This window comes from Thalassospira sp. CA1 (assembly GCF_059052855.1).
In genome coordinates this window covers 104247-120859 of sequence record NZ_JBZCIA010000003.1, presented here as the reverse complement: position 1 = coordinate 120859, position 16613 = coordinate 104247, and the positions used below count along the sequence as shown (strand labels likewise).

General features: G+C 56.4%; 14 protein-coding genes and 1 pseudogene. 12 read left to right on the top strand and 3 right to left on the bottom strand.

What is annotated here, in order from left to right; all coding sequences use genetic code 11:
* Positions 1 to 113: 113 nt before the first annotated feature.
* The 7 genes and pseudogenes from AC5Q5A_RS07375 to AC5Q5A_RS07345 all read left to right on the top strand — a co-directional run bounded on the left by AC5Q5A_RS07375 (position 114) and on the right by AC5Q5A_RS07345 (position 8347).
* Positions 114 to 719: a histidine phosphotransferase family protein gene (locus AC5Q5A_RS07375; RefSeq protein WP_063087440.1), complete on the top strand. Its 606-nt coding sequence runs from the start codon at positions 114 to 116 to the stop codon at positions 717 to 719.
* Between the two features lie 142 nt (positions 720 to 861).
* Positions 862 to 3567, top strand: coding sequence for a hybrid sensor histidine kinase/response regulator (locus AC5Q5A_RS07370; protein ID WP_120225452.1), 2706 nt, complete (start codon positions 862 to 864; stop codon positions 3565 to 3567).
* Between the two features lie 16 nt (positions 3568 to 3583).
* On the top strand, positions 3584 to 4090 hold the full coding sequence (locus AC5Q5A_RS07365) for a chemotaxis protein CheW (RefSeq protein WP_008891617.1): 507 nt from the start codon (positions 3584 to 3586) through the stop codon (positions 4088 to 4090).
* A gap of 82 nt (positions 4091 to 4172) precedes the next feature.
* Positions 4173 to 4538, top strand: coding sequence for a response regulator (locus tag AC5Q5A_RS07360; protein WP_008891618.1), 366 nt, complete (start codon positions 4173 to 4175; stop codon positions 4536 to 4538).
* Between the two features lie 68 nt (positions 4539 to 4606).
* A complete protein-coding gene (locus AC5Q5A_RS07355) occupies positions 4607 to 6268 on the top strand; it encodes a chemotaxis protein CheB (RefSeq protein WP_493894829.1) in 1662 nt (553 codons plus the stop codon).
* Between the two features lie 9 nt (positions 6269 to 6277).
* Positions 6278 to 7090, top strand: a pseudogene (locus tag AC5Q5A_RS07350) (CheR family methyltransferase); the annotation flags it as partial.
* A gap of 609 nt (positions 7091 to 7699) precedes the next feature.
* Complete coding sequence (locus AC5Q5A_RS07345; RefSeq protein ID WP_493894828.1) at positions 7700 to 8347, top strand: methyltransferase family protein; 648 nt, start codon at positions 7700 to 7702, stop codon at positions 8345 to 8347.
* Positions 8348 to 8447: 100 nt separating this feature from the next.
* On the opposite strand, the gene ctrA is transcribed toward AC5Q5A_RS07345, so the two are convergent.
* Positions 8448 to 9143: a response regulator transcription factor CtrA gene (ctrA, locus tag AC5Q5A_RS07340; RefSeq protein ID WP_008891622.1), complete on the bottom strand. Its 696-nt coding sequence runs from the start codon at positions 9141 to 9143 to the stop codon at positions 8448 to 8450.
* A 405-nt stretch (positions 9144 to 9548) separates the two neighbouring features.
* Here ctrA and fliI point away from each other — a divergent pair, with 405 nt between their 5' ends.
* Positions 9549 to 11138 (top strand): flagellar protein export ATPase FliI, encoded by a 1590-nt coding sequence (gene fliI, locus AC5Q5A_RS07335; RefSeq protein WP_493894827.1) that lies wholly within the window; start codon positions 9549 to 9551, stop codon positions 11136 to 11138.
* Between the two features lie 23 nt (positions 11139 to 11161).
* Positions 11162 to 11590 carry a flagellar FliJ family protein gene (locus AC5Q5A_RS07330; RefSeq protein ID WP_197146856.1) on the top strand — a complete coding sequence of 143 codons (429 nt, stop codon included), beginning with the start codon at positions 11162 to 11164 and terminating at the stop codon, positions 11588 to 11590.
* A 12-nt stretch (positions 11591 to 11602) separates the two neighbouring features.
* Here AC5Q5A_RS07330 and AC5Q5A_RS07325 read toward each other — a convergent pair whose 3' ends face one another.
* Both AC5Q5A_RS07325 and AC5Q5A_RS07320 read right to left on the bottom strand, forming a co-directional pair.
* On the bottom strand, positions 11603 to 12082 hold the full coding sequence (locus AC5Q5A_RS07325; RefSeq protein WP_493894826.1) for a YbaK/EbsC family protein: 480 nt from the start codon (positions 12080 to 12082) through the stop codon (positions 11603 to 11605).
* A complete protein-coding gene (locus AC5Q5A_RS07320) occupies positions 12082 to 12816 on the bottom strand; it encodes a TerC family protein (protein ID WP_063087458.1) in 735 nt (244 codons plus the stop codon). Before AC5Q5A_RS07320 ends, AC5Q5A_RS07325 begins: the two co-directional genes overlap by 1 nt.
* A gap of 207 nt (positions 12817 to 13023) precedes the next feature.
* Between AC5Q5A_RS07320 and AC5Q5A_RS07315 the strand changes: the two genes are divergently transcribed.
* From AC5Q5A_RS07315 to AC5Q5A_RS07305, 3 genes are read left to right on the top strand one after another with little or no spacing between them, the layout of a single operon-like run.
* Entirely contained in the window at positions 13024 to 14253 is a 1230-nt protein-coding gene (locus AC5Q5A_RS07315; RefSeq protein WP_493894825.1) for an ABC transporter substrate-binding protein, read from the top strand.
* A 6-nt stretch (positions 14254 to 14259) separates the two neighbouring features.
* A complete protein-coding gene (locus AC5Q5A_RS07310) occupies positions 14260 to 15945 on the top strand; it encodes an ABC transporter permease (RefSeq protein WP_493894824.1) in 1686 nt (561 codons plus the stop codon).
* A gap of 12 nt (positions 15946 to 15957) precedes the next feature.
* The gene (locus tag AC5Q5A_RS07305) at positions 15958 to 16608 is read left to right on the top strand and encodes an ATP-binding cassette domain-containing protein (RefSeq protein ID WP_493894823.1); all 651 of its coding nucleotides are present in this window, start codon (positions 15958 to 15960) and stop codon (positions 16606 to 16608) included.
* Positions 16609 to 16613 lie beyond the last annotated feature (5 nt).

The window sequence follows — 16613 nt, the reverse complement described above, 5'->3', positions numbered from 1 at the left end:
TCTTGTGGCTTCTGCGAGTGACCTGTTTGATCAGAACGGACCATTCGGGAAGCGCATCGTGTCTTGGGGCATGATGTTGTGGAGATACGCAAAGACCTTGGAGAGCCCGCGCTATGGAAGAGGATGCCACCCTTGAACTGACCTTGATCGAACTGATCAGTTCGCGGATCTGTCATGATCTTGTCGGTCCGGTCGGGGCGGTCAATGCCGGGGCAGAACTGATGGGGGAAGACGGGGTTAGCGACGATGAGGCGCTGGCACTCATGCGCAAAAGCGGTCTTGAGGCCGCACGTCGTTTGCAATTGTTCCGGTTGGCCTTCGGGCGTGCGGGCAGCAGTGCCGATACCGCCGCGATGCGTGAAGCGGCAAAACAGACTTATGCGGCCGAGGGGAAGGTCGCACTTGATTGGCCGGATCTTCCGATTGATCCATCTCACGGGCGAATCGTATTGAACATGGTTATGCTTGCCCGTGAAGCTTTGCCGTTCGGTGGAACGCTTTCGGTTATGCGCGACTCCGGTAAAGTAACGGTTCTGGGCGAAGGCAAACGCGCTGCCTTGCGCCCTGAAATCATGAATGTATTGGAAAAAGAAGTTTCTACTGATGCACTCGATCCGCGCAATGTTCAGGCGTTTTTCTTGCGGAAACTGGCTAAACTCGGGGGTGGAGTGCTTTCGGTCTTGCAACAGGACGGAAATATTGCATTGATCTATGGATAAAAATTTGACCGGCAGGTCTGGTAATGGCGTGCAATAGCTTCTACCTAAGATACCGAAGTATAGTACGTTTGCGCCATTTGGCGCTTTAATGGGAGTTCCAGTTCCGACAAGCTATTGATTGTTGGAGATTTGGAGGGGGTATATGGACGATCTTTTAAGTGAATTTCTGACCGAGACTTCTGAAAGCCTGTCGACGCTTGACGTCGAACTGGTGAAGCTGGAACAGAACCCGAATGATCCGGACATCTTGTCCAATATTTTCCGCTTGGTTCACACCATTAAGGGCACTTGCGGCTTCCTTGGCCTGCCGCGCCTTGAGGCTGTTGCCCACGCTGGCGAGAACGTACTCGGTAAAATCCGTGACGGCGAACTGGTGGTGACACCTGATGCCGTGACGCTTGTTCTTGAGTCGATTGATACCATTAAGTACCTGCTGGGCGAGCTCGAACAGAACGAAGCCGAGCCGGACGGAAATGATGCTGACCTGATTGGTCGTCTGAACCACTTTGCCGATACCGGCCAAATTCCGGGTGGTGCGCCGGCTGCTGCTGCAGCCCCGGCAGCAGAAGAAGCCGACGAAGAAGTTCCGATGACGGATGACGAAAAACTGCAGGCTGCTTTTGACGCCGCAGAATACGATCCCGATTTCGAAGTTCCTGACGAACCGGCTGCGGCCGCTGAGCCGGAGCCTGAAGCACCGGCAAAACCGGCTGCTCCGCCCGCTGCTGCGAAATCCCAGGAAGTTGCGCCGGCCAAAAAGGCTGCCGAAAAGCCAAAGGCAGAGGCACCGCGCGCAGAAGCCAAGGAAAGCTCGGTTGCAGCCCAGACCATTCGTGTGAATGTCGAGCTGCTTGAAAACCTGATGACCCTGGTTTCCGAACTCGTCCTGACCCGTAACCAGCTTTTGCAGATGGTTCGTGGCAAGGATGACAGTGAATTCACCGTGCCGTTGCAGCGCCTGTCGCACATCACGACCGACCTTCAGGAAGGTGTGATGAAGACCCGTATGCAGCCGATCGGCAACGCATGGGCAAAACTGCCGCGTATCGTTCGCGACCTTGCCCTTGAGATGAACAAGAAAATCGATCTGCAAATGATCGGTGCAGACACCGAACTGGACCGTCAGGTTCTTGAACTGATCAAGGACCCGCTGACCCACATGGTGCGTAACTCTGCTGACCATGGTCTGGAAGATATTCCGGGCCGCCGCGATGCAGGCAAGCCTGAAACCGGTACGGTCACGCTGAACGCGTATCACGAAGGTGGTCACATCATCATCGAGATTTCCGATGACGGTCGCGGTCTGAACCTTGAGCGGATCAAGGCGAAGGCGATTGCCAACGGTCTTGCGACCGAAAGCGAGCTTGAAGGCATGGGTGAACAGCAGATTCAGCAGTTCATCTTCAAAGCCGGTTTCTCGACCGCGGAAAAAGTGACTTCGGTTTCCGGTCGTGGTGTGGGTATGGACGTTGTGCGTACCAACATCGAAAAGATCGGTGGTACGGTCGAACTGAAATCGGTCGAAGGCCGCGGGTCGACCTTCATCATCAAGATTCCGCTGACGCTGGCGATTGTGTCGGCCCTGATCGTGGAAAGTGGCGGCGAACGCTTTGCCATTCCGCAGATCAGCGTTCTGGAACTTGTTCGCGCGTCGAACAATTCCGAACATTCCATCGAACGCATTCACGATACGCCGGTCCTGCGCCTGCGTAACCGTCTGCTGCCGCTGGTCACGCTCAAGAAAATTCTTGGTCTTGATACCACTCAGGAAAGCGACGATGCGGTTGATGAAGAAGCATTCATCGTGGTTGCACAGGTCGGTACCTATTCGTTCGGTATCATCGTTGACCGCGTCTTCGACACCGAGGAAATCGTTGTTAAACCGGTGGCCCCGATCCTGCGCGATCTGTCGCTGTTCTCGGGTAACACCATCCTTGGCGACGGTAGCGTGATCATGATCCTTGATCCGAACGGCATTGCCACCCGCACCGGCGAAATCACCGTTGGTGGCTCGCAAGGTGTCGAAGGCAAGGCCAAGGCCGATGCATCGGATCGCGAAACCACATCCATGCTGGTCTTCCGGGCCGGTGGCAGCGAAGTGCGTGCGGTTCCGCTGGCGCTTGTTGCCCGCCTTGAAGAAATCGATGTCGAGAATATCGAACATTCGAATGGCCGTCCGCTGGTCCAGTACCGCGGCAAGCTTATGCCTCTTGTCTTTATCGACGGTAGCTACCAGATGAAGTCAGAAGGCCGCCAGCCGACCCTTGTGTTCCAGGATCGTGAACGCACCATGGGTCTGGTTGTCGACGAGATCGTCGATATTGTTGATGACGTGCTGAATGTTGAACTGACTGCGGATCAGGATGGTCTGGTTGGTTCGGCCGTGATTGACGGCAAGGCGACCGACCTTATTGATGCCGGTTACTACCTTGAACTGGCCTTCAGCGACTGGTTCGGCACCGAGGATAACGGCGGCGAGAAGAAGCGTGTTCTTCTGATCGATGACAGCCCGTTCTTCCGTAACCTGCTGACGCCGATGCTGTCGGTTGCCGGTTTCAATGTTACTGCGGTCGAAAATGCAGAACAGGCCATGGACCTTAAAAACCGTGGTGTTCTGTTCGATGCGATCATCAGTGACATCGAAATGCCGGGCATGAACGGCTTTGAATTTGCCGAAGCGCTTCAGGATGATGCAGAATGGGGTGAAATTCCGATTATTGCCCTGTCTTCGCACACCAAAGAGGAAGACTTCGAACGCGGTCGTCAGGTCGGTTTCAGCGACTATGTGGCCAAATTTGATCGCGATGCGCTTGTCTCGACCCTGATCCAGACACTGAGCAGCATGTAAGCGGGAGAACAGTCCTATGAGCGATAAAAACGCACTCGTCCCGAGCCAGGAAAAAGGCGGCGCCCTTGAACTTGGTGGTGACAGCCAGGATTTCGTGACCGCGAATATTGGCAAGCAGCTTTTCGGTATCCCTGTCCTGACCGTTCAGGATGTCCTGGGGCCGCAACGCATTACCCGTATCCCGCTTTCACCGCCGGAAGTGGCCGGATCGTTGAACCTTCGTGGTCGTATCGTGACCGCGATTGATGTCCGCAAACGTCTTGGTCTGCGTGACCGCGAAGACGATGAGCCGGGCATGAGCATCGTTGTCGATGAAGGTGGCGAGCTTTACAGCCTGATGGTCGATCAGGTGGGCGAGGTTCTGAGCGTTCCGAAAAAGGCGTTCGAACAGAACCCGGCAACGCTTGATCCGCGCTGGCGCGAATTTTCGGACGGTATTTTCCGTCTCGACAAGAAGCTTCTGGTGATTCTCGACGTGACCCGTCTGCTTGATTTCACGTCTTCGATCAAGCAGGCCGGTTAACCTGATTTCCCATGCCGGGCACGCAATGTGCCCGGTTCCTGCCATTGTGGCTTAACGACCTAAGTAAGCGAGAAGGAAGTCGATGAAGAGTTGTCTCGTCGTCGATGATTCGAAAGTCATCCGGATGGTAGCAAGACGCATTCTCGAGGAAATCGGGTTTGCGGTTGTAGAGGCAGTGGACGGTCAGGAGGCACTCGACAAGTGCCTTGAGTCCATGCCCGACGCGGTTCTGCTTGATTGGAACATGCCCGTCAAAAGCGGGATCGAGTTCCTGCGTGAACTGCGTGCAACGCCTGGTGGCGATGATCCTGTTGTTGTGTTCTGTACAACTGAAAACGACCTTGAACACATTCAGGAAGCCATCACCGCTGGCGCGAACGAATACATCATGAAGCCGTTCGATAGCGAGATCATCCAGGCCAAGTTCGAGCAGGTCGGCCTGATCTAGGCCGGGGTGCTCACGAACCTGTAAGCCTTCAAGATCCGATCTCCATCATCAAGCGGGGACGCTACCACGTGGAAGAAACGCCCATCCATTCGCCATACAAAGTCCTGATCGTGGATGATTCCGCCATCGTGCGCGGACTTGTTACACGTATGATGACCGAAGACGCCGAAATCGAAGTCGTCGGATCGGTCAGCAATGGCGAAGAAGCACTGGCAGTCATGGAAAAAGGCGGCATCGAAGCCGTTGTTCTTGATATCGAAATGCCGGTGATGGATGGTTTGACGGCCTTGCCGAAACTGTTGGAGATTGATCCGACAGTCCGCGTGATCATGGCGTCCACACTCACCAAACGAAATGCCGATATCAGTTTCCAGGCGATGACGCTGGGGGCAGTGGATTACATCCCCAAGCCAAGCTCGTCAAAAGACCTGAATGTCGGCGAGGGGTTCCGCGAAGAACTTCTCGACAAGGTGAAAGCCTGGGCTGAACAGCGTCGCAAGATGCTCGAGGTCGAAGAAGCTGGCGCGGCAGAAGCGGCCGCTGCACAAGCCGCCCCCGAACCGGAACCGGAAGAAAAATCAGCTGCGCCCGATGCCGAGGCATCCGAGCCCGATGACGCGGCTTCTGGCGGCAAGGCGGCTGCTTTCCGGGCGGAAATGTCGGTCGAACATCAGCAGCTTCACAAACAAGGCCGGATCCAGCGCAAACGATTTACCGCCGAATTGCGCCCCCGCCCGATGCAGCAACACCGCCCGCAGCCAACGCAGATGCGTCAGACGCCGATGCCGCAGCAACCGGCGCCAAAGCCGCAACCGGCCACACCGGCATCGCCGGAGGCCGGAACACAGGCGGCAAAACCGGCTGCCAACCTGGCGGGTGGTGCTGCGCGTTCGACGACACCGTCACGCGATCCGGGCAGACTTATTCGCGATGCGGCCATTGCCGCAGGCGGGCAGGGCAAAACCGTGCCCAAAATGCCGGAACGTCCCGCTACAGCAGCACCCAGCGCAAGAACGGCACCGCCGGCCAAACGGCCAACCGCACCCGCGCCGCAAAAAAGTGCGCGCGCCCAGCAGGTTCGTTCGGCAAGTGCACCCGCCCCGGCAAAACGCCAGTCCGCACGCGGCGGTGTCACGCTGTTGCCGGAAAAACGCATCACTGTCGAAGCCATTGCGATTGGCAGCTCCACCGGTGGGCCGCAGGCCTTGTTTGAGGTGTTGCGCGGCCTGAATGGCGTGCGTCAGCCGATCTTCATTACCCAGCATATGCCCGCCACCTTTACCACCATTCTGGCCGAGCACATCACCCGTCTGACCGGGCTTAAATGTCAGGAAGCACAAAACAATATGCCAATTGTTGGTGGACAGGTTTATCTTGCCCCCGGTGATTACCACATGACTGTAGAGGGGCGTGGTGCCAGTCGGCATCTGAAGTTAAATCAGAACCCGCCCGAGAATTTCTGTCGTCCGTCGGTCGATCCGATGTTGCGCAGTCTGGTCGCGAGTTACGGAGGAAACATTCTGACTGCAATACTTACCGGAATGGGGCAGGATGGTATGCTTGGTGGACGTGACGTGGTCAATGCGGGGGGCATGGTCGTGGCACAGGACGAGCAGAGTAGCGTTGTATGGGGGATGCCGGGCGCTGCGGCGCATGCCGGTATCTGTTCTGCGGTTTTGCCGGTAGGTGGGATTGCGGCCTATATCAAAAAATTCGCGGGGGGTCGTTAACCCACAATGATGAAGCCGGATGACTTCGAGTTTGTAAGCAGATTGATCAAGTCAAAGTCCGGGCTCGTTCTGAGCCAGGACAAGACTTATCTGCTCGAAAGCCGGTTGATGCCGATTGCACGCAAACGGGGTCTCAAGGACCTGACAGAGCTGATCGGTACGCTGCGCGGTGGCGACCGCAATCTGGTCGAAGAAGTCGTTGATGCGATGACGACCAATGAAAGTTTCTTCTTCCGCGATACCAAACCGTTTGACCAGTTCCGCCATGTTGTCCTGCCGCACATGATCAAGACACGTGCGTCGAAAAAACATCTGCGCATCTGGTGTGCCGCCGCCTCATCCGGGCAGGAACCCTATTCGCTGGCAATGATCCTTGATGAATTCAAGTCGCAGCTCGCTGGCTGGCGGATCGATATTGTCGGGACGGATATCTCGCGCGAGATCCTGACCAAGGCGCGTGCAGGCCTGTATTCGCAGTTCGAAGTCCAAAGGGGCCTTCCGATCGGCCTTCTGGTCAAATACTTCCAGAAGAAGGAAGACCAGTGGCAAATCTCGGCCGATATCCGGTCCAAGGTTCAGTACAAGGAATTCAACCTTCTGGAAGATTTCCGTCCGCTTGGGCAGTTTGATGTCGTCTATTGCCGTAACGTGCTGATCTATTTCGATCAGCCGACCAAAAGTGACGTTCTTTCGCGTGTTTCCGCCCTGATGCCAGATGATGGTTTCCTGTTCCTTGGCGGGGCAGAGACGGTTCTTGGCATTTCCGACAAGTTCAAACCGCTTGCGCGTCAACGTGGCATTTATCAGCTGAACCGTCCGGGTGCGCCGGAAGTCGATCTGACCGCGCTTGAAAAGGCTCAGGCGGGGGCTGCAAGTGCGGCCGGTGCTGCTGCACCCGGGGGCTTGGCCTTCCAGAAGCCCAAACATATGCAAACCGGTGCCGCGGGCACGACCGGTACAACGGCCCGCCCGGCAGTCGGGACGACCGGAGCAACCGGAACAGCAGGGACGGCAACAACCCGCCCCGCAGGTTCAGGTTTTGGCACCACGTCGACCCAGCGGCCACTTGGCACCACCCCGTCAACCACCCGCCCGGGAACAACCGGAACCGGCAGCACGGGATCAGGCACAACAGGCAGCGCATTCAGCAGACCGTCAGGTTCGACTGGTACAGGTTCAACCACACGTCCGGGAACAACCGATACCACTGGTTCGACCTATCGCCGCCCGCTTGGCACCGGAACCGGTGCAGGCACAGGCGGTGCGACACAACGGCCAGGGACAGGCAGCAGCAATACAAGCGGTTCCAGCGGAACCACGCGCCCGTCCACGACCTTTGATCGGTCCCGCTTTGGCAAACCGGACGACAAGAAGTAGCTGACAGTTGGTTTCTTGCCGACTGTTCTGTTGAACTGAAAGTCGGGAAGGCCAATGACCTCAAATCCATCAAACACGATCGCCACACCGCGTCAGGACCTTCGCCGTGTCCAGCGCCGTCGCAAGCTTGCCATTGCAGGCATTGCGCTGTTGGTGCTGTGTGCGCTTCCACTCATGCAGTCGCTGGCGCAGGTGGAGATGTTTACCCATGAAACGGTCGAGACCGGCGGGATCGTCCTGAACCTGATTGCCATTTTCGGGCGGGCCTGGTGCACGCTCTATATCGGCGGGCGCAAGGCGCGCGATCTGACCGATACCGGCCCCTATTCCATCAGCCGCAATCCGCTTTATATGTTCAGCTTCATCGGCGCGATTGGCATTGGCGCGCAAACCGGAAGCCTTTTGATTGCCCTGTTGTTCGGGGGGGCGGCGTTTGGTGTGTTCTTGCCGGTGATCCTGCGCGAAGAAAGGGCGCTCGAGACACTTTTTGGCGCATCGTTTGAAGATTACAAGGCGCGCGTGCCGCGCTTTGGCCCCCGGTTTGGTGCCTGGCGAGATGCCGAGATCCTTGAAGTTCGTCCGCATCTTTTGTGGCGCACATTGCGCGACGGGCTGGTCTTTCTAATGGTGATCCCGATTTTCGAACTGATTGATCGGTTGCAGATCAGCGGCCTTGTTGATCCGCTTATCTATTTGCCGTGATCGGAAACGAAAAACGCCCCGGTTCATCTCCGGGGCGTTTTTCGTATAGCGGCAACTGTTGGGGCGGTATCAGGCATGCCTGATACCAAGTTCCCGAAAATCAGGCCGCAGCGCTGTTGGTGTCGGGATCGCGCAGGACATAGCCCCGGCCCCAAACCGTATGGATATAATTGTCGCCCTTGGTCGCAGACTGGATTTTCTTGCGCAGTTTGCAGACAAAGACGTCAATGATCTTGAGTTCCGGCTCGTCCATGCCGCCATAAAGGTGGTTGAGGAACATTTCCTTGGTCAGTGTCGTGCCCTTGCGCAGCGACAGCAGTTCCAGAATGCCATATTCCTTGCCGGTCAGATGCAGCGGTTTGCCATCGACATCGACGGTGCGTGCATCCAGGTTGACGTTGAGCTTACCGGTCGAAATCATCGACTGGGCATGGCCGCGTGAACGGCGAACAATTGCCTGCACACGTGCCAGAAGTTCGGTTTTCTCGAAAGGCTTGGTCAGATAATCATCTGCGCCAAAGCCAAGGCCTTTGACCTTGTCTTCGGTTTCGGTCAGACCCGACAGGATCAGGACCGGTGTTTCGACGCGTGCGTCGCGCAAACGTCTCAGGACCTCGTAGCCGTCAATATCTGGCAGCATAAGGTCCAGAAGAATAATGTCATAATCGTAAAGCTTGCCGATCTCGAGACCATCTTCCCCAAGGTCGGTAGTGTCAATCACCATGCCCTCAGACTTAAGCATCAATTCGATGCTGTCAGCATAGGTGTTGTCATCCTCAACAAGCAGCACCCGCATGTCTCTGCTCCGTTACCGTGTTCCGCAATAAGTCCGTGTTGATCCGGTAGATCGACAAGCGCCCCAACGATTGCCGGCCTTTGGGAAATTTTCCCCATTCGGTTAACGATACGTTGCTTTGCGACTCGTGGCAAGCAGGCGAGTCGCAACTTGTTAACTTTTTTTCGTTCAAAGAAGCGACTCGGGGACGGAACGCAAGTTTTCCCAACGGTTTGCGGTGTTAATTCCAAAAGCCTTATGCAACGAAAAAAAATCGATTTAATCGTCTACACGGCTTTTTAATACCGATTATGACTATATATTTGGTACGACGCGGTACGATTTGCCACCCCTGTAACCGTTCGGCGGGGCAAATTTCCGTGTTACAAGAGTTGTTTGTACCATTTTCGCTGAAAAGAACCGCCCGTGTTTCAGATTGGCCGCAATATCGTCGCAGAACTCCGCCGTATTCCCGACTATCGCGTGGTTGGCCGGGTGACAGCAGTTCTGGGCCTTCTGGTCGAGATTGGCGGGGTTGAAGGTGCGTTGTCGGTTGGCGACCGCTGCAAGGTCAAACGCCGCGATGGCAAAACCGTGATTTGCGAGGTTGTCGGTTTTCGCAATGAACGCGCCCTTTTGATGCCGTTTGGTATTCTGGACGGGATCGGGATCGGCTGCGAAGTCGAACTTGGCGATACCCAACCGCAAGTCTATCCCGATGAAAGCTGGCTGGGCCGTGTGGTCAATGCGTTTGGCGAGCCGGTGGATGGCAAAGGCCCGCTGTCTGAGGGCAACCGTCCTTATCCAATCCGTAACATGCCACCATCCGCCCATTCGCGCCAACGTGTGGCAGGCAAGATCGACCTTGGCGTTCGGGCGATGAACACGTTTTTGACCTGTTGTCGCGGGCAACGTATGGGCATCTTTGCCGGGTCGGGTGTTGGTAAATCAAGTTTGCTGTCGATGATGACGCGCCATACGACATCGGATGTGTCGGTGGTGGGGCTGATTGGCGAACGTGGCCGCGAAGCGCGCGAATTCATCGAAGATGATCTGGGCGAAGAAGGCCTGCGTCGTTCGGTTGTCGTCGTGGCGACATCGGATGAACCACCACTGATGCGCCGCCAGGCGGCCTATATGACCATGGCGCTTTCGGAATATTTCCGCGATGTCGGGCGCGATGTGCTGTGCATGATGGATTCCGTGACCCGCTTTGCCATGGCGCAGCGTGAAATCAGCCTTTCGGTGGGTGAACCGCCGGCGTCAAAGGGCTATACGCCAACCGTCTTTGCCGAATTGCCGCGTCTTTTGGAACGTGCGGGTCCCGGCGGTCCGGGGCAGGGATCGATCACCGGGCTGTTTACGGTTCTGGTTGATGGCGATGACCACAACGAACCGATTTCGGATGCGGTGCGCGGTATTCTGGATGGGCACGTGGTACTGGACCGTGCGATTGCCGAGCAAGGCCGTTATCCGGCGATCAATATCCTGCGCAGTGTGTCGCGTACCATGCCGGGCTGTAATAACGAGGAAGAAAACCAGATCGTTGCCCGTGCGCGTCAGCTTCTGGCAACCTACGATGATATGGCGGAACTGATCCGCCTTGGCGCCTATCGCAAGGGAACTGATCCCAAGGTCGACGAGGCCATTCATTACTTCCCGCTGATCGAGGAATTCCTTAAACAGCGCAAGACGGAATGCACGCGCCTCAATGAGGGATATCTGGAATTGGCCCGGCGCCTCGACATGCTGGCCGAGCAACCCGAACAGCCTGCCCATGCCCAAGGACAACCGGGGGGACAGGCGCGGCAAGCGGGAAGTGCCAAGCCGCAACAGCCCGCAGGAGGGCCGGAAATGCCAGCCCCCCGCCCGGCACCACCGCCGTCAATCGGGCCCAAGATCAATCGCGGGCCCAAGGTTAACAGCCGGTCACAACGTGACGGGCAGGACCTGAACGCGGCCAAGCGTGCGCTGAGCGAAGGCGGGAACGACGCATCGGGGAATGGATCGCAATGATCGCGGACCCTAGGGGGTAACCCATGGCCAAGGATTTCAAAACACTGGTGCGCATGCGCAAATGGGCGCTTGATGAAAAGCAGCGTCAATTGGGCGAGATGCTTGGTGTGCTGGGAAATCTTGAGGCGGAAAAAGAGGCCCTCGAACAAGCGGTGCTGGCCGAACAAAAGATCGCGGCCGAAAATCCGGAACTTGCCGGCTTTGCCTATGGCGGATTTGCCACCGCAGTGATCGCGGAGCGTGAGGCAATCGAAAAAATGATTGCCGAACAGGAAGAAAAGATCGACGTATTTCGCGATGAAGTCGCCGATGCCTTCAAGGAATTTAAAACGGCCGAAATTGCCGAACGTAATCGGCTTGAGGCCGAACGCGCCGAAGAAGACAAGAAAGAACAAGACGAACTTGACGAAATCGGCATGCGTTCGGCGACACGCGATGACGGGCTTATGTGATTTTCGGGATAGTTAAACGGCGATATTAACGCCGGTTTCAATACCCGTTACGCGCTTGAGGTCGCTGGTTTTAAGCTCAAACACTGTTTTGGGCGTCCCGGCGGCAAGCCAGACGGTTTTCTTTGCCAGAATCTTTTTATCAATCAGCGTTTCCACAGGTTTGGCGTGACCAAAGGGTGGAACGCCGCCAATGGCGTAGCCCGTATGTTCGCGGACCTCGGTTGCATCGGCCTTGCGGACGGATAAACGCAGCAGGGCGGCGACCTTGTCGAGATCGACCTGATCGGCACCATTCATGATTATCAGCACGGGGCGGGATGCCTCGGTCATAAAGACCAGTGATTTTCCGATATCGCTGATATCGCAGCCAATGGCGTTTGCAGCGTCGGCGGCTGTGCGTGTGCCTTCGGGAAACTCAAATACGTCGACGTTTTCAAGTTCGCGTTCCATGAAGGCGTTTGCCAGACATAGCGGCGGATCAACTTTTTTCATCAGCCATTCTCTTGCGCACGACGTTTGAGTTTACGTTTATGGTTCAGAAGATTGAGCGTCTCGACCGACAGGCTAAAGGCCATTGCAAAATAGATGTAGCCTTTCGGTACATGTATTTCGACCCCGTCAAGCAGCAGCACAAATCCTACCAGAATAAGGAATGATAGCGCTAACATTTTGACAGAGGGATTTTGTTCGACAAAGTCGCCAATGGTCTTGGCCGCCATCAGCATCACCAGTACCGATGCGATGACCGCGATCACCATGATCGAAATATGATCGACCAGACCAACCGCAGTGATGACGCTATCGAGCGAGAAAATCATATCGAGCAACATGATCTGCACGATGGTCATGGCAAAGCTCGACATGATTTTGCCCGGGCCGTGTTCTTCGGGCTCGTCAATTGTGTGATGAATTTCCTTGGACGCTTTGGCAATCAGGAACAGACCACCAAAAATAAGGATCATATCGCGGCCGCTGATTTCCTGCCCAAAAGCTGCGAAAAGCGGCGAGGTCAGTTGCATGACCCAGGCGATACCCGCCAAAAGCCCCAGCCGCATGCCCATTGCCGCCAAAAGACCGATGCGGCGTGCCGATGCCTGTTGGTTTTGCGGAAGTTTCGAGACAATCACCGACAGGAAAACGATGTTGTCGATGCCCAGCACAATTTCGAGCGCGGTCAGGGTGGCAAGGCCCATCCACATGTTGGGATCACTCATCCATTCAAACATCGAAAACTTCCTAAACAGGGGCGCAAAAAGCGAACAACGTGTTGCAGACAAAGTGTGTTTGATAGACCCCTAACGCAAGCGTGAATTGATTTTATGTGCCGTCTGTTGAAAAACTGAGGGGTACAAAACCAATCAAACAGTCACACCCGGCATGCGGGAAGGGCTTTGGGTCATCAGGTAAAAGGATTGTCCGAGATGCGATCAAAAATGCGCACTTTCGTTTCTGCTTTGGCGCTGGCAATGGGGCTTGCGACGACGACGTTGTCGACGCCTGCCTTTGCAGACCCGGCACCGGATGTCGGAAACTGGCAATCGGTTCTGGATCAGGCCCGTGGCCAGACCGTTTACTGGCATGCATGGGGCGGGGAGCCACGCATTAATGATTACATCGCCTGGGCCGGTGAACAGGTGCGCGAACGCTATGGCGTCGAGGTGGTCCAAGTCAAGCTGACCGACACCGCCGATGCCGTTACCCGTGTTCTGTCGGAAAAGACCGCCGGTGTCGATGATGGCGGTGCGGTCGACATGATCTGGATTAACGGCGAAAACTTTGCGGCGATGAAGCGCAATGATCTTTTGTTCGGGCCATGGGCAGAACAGACGCCAAACTTTGCCTATGTCGATGTCGAAGGCAAACCAACCGTGATCAATGATTTCACCGTGCCGACCGACGGGCTTGAAGCGCCGTGGGGCATGGCGCAGGTCAGTTTCTATTACGACACAGCCAAGCTTGATACCGTTCCGAAATCCGCCCAGCAATTGCTGGAATGGCTGGTGAAACATCCGGGGCGCTTTACCTATCCGCAGCCGCCAAACTATATGGGCTCGACCTTCCTTAAACAGATTCTGACCGAACTGGTCGAAGATCCGAAAGTTTTGCAACAGCCCGCTGATGAAACCGATGCCGAGGCGACCCTGGCACCGCTTTGGGGTTATCTTGAAGACTTGCAGCCGCTTTTGTGGCGCGATGGTCAGGCCTATCCGCAGAACGGGGCATCGATGCGCACCCTTTTGGCCGATAACGAGGTCGATATCGCCTTTTCATTCAGTTCTGGCGAAGTGTCATCGGCGATCGAGGCGTTCGAACTTCCTGATACCGTGCGCTCCTACGTGTTTGAGAACGGCACCCTTGGCAATACCAACTTTGTCGCCATCCCCTATAACGCATCGGCCAAGGCAGGCGCAGTTGTACTGGCAGACTTCCTGATGTCACCCGAAGCGCAATTGCGCAAACAGGATCCGCAATATTGGGGCGCGGACACGGTTCTGGCGATGGATAAACTTCCCAAAGACATGCAGGAAGCGTTTGCCAATCTTGATCTTGGCATCGCATCGCTTGCGCCCGCTGAGCGCGGCACCGTCTTGCCCGAACCGCATCCAAGCTGGATGTCGCTTGTCGAAACAGAATGGCAGAAGCGTTACGGCGTTGTGCAATAATCGCGCATGCTGCGATTTATCCCGATCCTGACGATTGTTCTGATGATTGGCCCGGTTTCTGCCGGACTGATCGGGACGATCTTGCCTGCGTTCGGGATATTGCCCGCCCTTGGGGGCACAACGCCCAGCCTTGATCCATGGCAGGCTTTGATGGCGCAACCGGGGTTAGGCGCCTCGATCCGGCTTTCATTGGTTAATGGATTGATCGCAACCTTTGTCTCGGTTGCGATTGTCATGCTGTTTTGTGCCGCATGGCAGGGCACGCGCACTTTTCACGCCCTGCAACGGATCCTCTCGCCGATCCTGTCGGTACCGCATGCGACGGCGGCGTTTGGTTTGGCATTTTTGATTGCGCCATCGGGCTGGTTTGTTCGGGTGGTGGCCCAATTTACCGGTTGGGATCGGCCCCCGGATGTTGCGATTATCCATGACCCGTGGGGCATCGCCCTGATTGCCGGACTGGTTGCCAAGGAAATCCCGTTTCTGTTTCTGATGACGCTTTCGGCCCTGCCACAAGCAGACACAGATCGCGCCGCACAGGTCACGGCAAGTCTTGGCTATGGCAGGATTGCGGGATGGTTCAAGGCAACATTGCCACGCATCTATCCGCAGATCCGTTTGCCGGTTCTGGCGGTTCTGGCCTATTCGACGTCGGTTGTTGATGTGGCGATCATTCTGGCCCCGACAACACCGGCCCCGCTTGCGGTGCGTATTCTGGGATGGTTGTCCGATCCCGATCTTGCCTTGCGGTTCATGGCATCAAGTGCGGCCGTGCTGCAATTGCTGATCGTGATCGCGGCCGTGGCAATCTGGATTGCGGGCGAGCGGCTTGTTGCCTTGGTTGGTGCCCGCTGGGCTGTTGATGGCAACCGGTTCAAGGAAGATGGCGCTGTGCGGGGGGTGTCGGCGATGATGGCGCTGGTCGCGGCCGGGACGGTGGTTCTTGGGCTTGTTGTTTTGCTGGTCTGGAGTGTCGCCGGGTTCTGGGCGTTTCCCGATCTTTTGCCGCGTGGTTTCTCGCTGCGTCTCTGGGCGCGGGAACTTGATGCAATTGGTAATAGCCTGACCACCACCCTTCTGATCGGTATCCCAGCGGTTGTGATTGCCGTAACACTGGTTCTGGCGTGTCTTGAGAACGAGGTACGCACCGGTAAGGTTGCTGGGCGGCGGGCGATGTTTTTGATTTATTTGCCGCTTCTGGTGCCGCAAATCAGCTTCATGTTTGGTTTGCAGGTGTTCTTTAGCCTGCTTGGGCTGGAACGCACCTTGGTCTCGGTTGTTCTTGGGCATCTGGTGTTTGTTGCACCCTATGTGTTTTTATCCCTGTCGGAACCGTTTCGTGCCCTTGATCCGCGTTATGGACAAACGGCCCTTTGTCTTGGCGCGTCGCCCACGCGGGCGTTCTGGCAGGTGCGCTTGCCGCTGCTGACCCGTGCGGTTTTAACCGCCGCCGCCGTCGGGCTTGCCGTCACGGTCGGGCAGTATTTGCCGACACTTCTGATCGGGGCAGGGCGCTTTGCCACCGTCACCACCGAGGCGGTTGCATTGGCCTCGGGCGGGGATCGTCGGATGATCGGGATTTATGGCCTGTTTCAGATGGTTTTACCGTTTGCCGGGTTTGCCCTGGCTTTGCTGATCCCGGCGGTTTTATTCCGTCACCGGCGCGGCATGGGTGCGCAGAACAAAGGATGATAAGGATGATACATGCCTGAAGCAGCCAAAAACGGTCTGGAATTGCGTGATGTGCGGGTGAACCTTGACGGGTGTGAACTGGTTGCAGTCGATCTGACCATTGCGCCGGGCGAGATCGTGACCCTGATGGGGCCCAGCGGTTCGGGAAAATCGAGTTTGCTTGGGCATATCTGTGGCACCTTGCCCGATGCGTTTGAGGTGACCGGTCAGGTGGTTCTTGATGGCAGGGTGCTTGATGGGCTGGCACCACAAGACCGTCATGTCGGCATTCTGTTTCAGGATGACTTGCTGTTTCCCCATCTTTCGGTGGGTGGAAATCTGGCCTTTGCGGTGCCCGCGCATATCAAGGGGCGTGCGGCCCGGCGTGCGCGGGTTGAGGCGGCACTTGGCAGTGCAGAGATGGATGGGTTTTATGATCGTGATCCGGCAACACTGTCGGGCGGGCAGCGCGCGCGGGTGGCTCTGATGCGGGTTCTGTTGTCAGAACCTTGTGCCTTGTTGCTTGATGAGCCATTTTCAAAACTCGATAGCGGTCTTCGATCCCAGATCAGGTCGTTTGTGTTTGACCTGTGCCGCAAGAACAGCCTGCCGACCCTGATGGTAACCCATGACCCCGAAGACGGTGCAGCCGCCGGTGGTAGGGTGATTGAACTGCGTGGCTAGATACA

What these genes read in the sequence shown, in the direction of transcription:
- AC5Q5A_RS07375 (WP_063087440.1), top strand. Translation starts at nt 114, where the DNA reads ATGGAAGAGGATGCCACCCTTGAACTGACCTTGATCGAACTGATCAGT.
- AC5Q5A_RS07370 (WP_120225452.1), top strand. Translation starts at nt 862, where the DNA reads ATGGACGATCTTTTAAGTGAATTTCTGACCGAGACTTCTGAAAGCCTG.
- AC5Q5A_RS07365 (WP_008891617.1), top strand. Translation starts at nt 3,584, where the DNA reads ATGAGCGATAAAAACGCACTCGTCCCGAGCCAGGAAAAAGGCGGCGCC.
- AC5Q5A_RS07360 (WP_008891618.1), top strand. Translation starts at nt 4,173, where the DNA reads ATGAAGAGTTGTCTCGTCGTCGATGATTCGAAAGTCATCCGGATGGTA.
- AC5Q5A_RS07345 (WP_493894828.1), top strand. Translation starts at nt 7,700, where the DNA reads ATGACCTCAAATCCATCAAACACGATCGCCACACCGCGTCAGGACCTT.
- ctrA (WP_008891622.1), bottom strand. Translation starts at nt 9,143, where the DNA reads ATGCGGGTGCTGCTTGTTGAGGATGACAACACCTATGCTGACAGCATC.
- AC5Q5A_RS07330 (WP_197146856.1), top strand. Translation starts at nt 11,162, where the DNA reads ATGGCCAAGGATTTCAAAACACTGGTGCGCATGCGCAAATGGGCGCTT.
- AC5Q5A_RS07325 (WP_493894826.1), bottom strand. Translation starts at nt 12,082, where the DNA reads ATGAAAAAAGTTGATCCGCCGCTATGTCTGGCAAACGCCTTCATGGAA.
- AC5Q5A_RS07320 (WP_063087458.1), bottom strand. Translation starts at nt 12,816, where the DNA reads ATGTTTGAATGGATGAGTGATCCCAACATGTGGATGGGCCTTGCCACC.
- AC5Q5A_RS07315 (WP_493894825.1), top strand. Translation starts at nt 13,024, where the DNA reads ATGCGCACTTTCGTTTCTGCTTTGGCGCTGGCAATGGGGCTTGCGACG.
- AC5Q5A_RS07310 (WP_493894824.1), top strand. Translation starts at nt 14,260, where the DNA reads ATGCTGCGATTTATCCCGATCCTGACGATTGTTCTGATGATTGGCCCG.
- AC5Q5A_RS07305 (WP_493894823.1), top strand. Translation starts at nt 15,958, where the DNA reads ATGCCTGAAGCAGCCAAAAACGGTCTGGAATTGCGTGATGTGCGGGTG.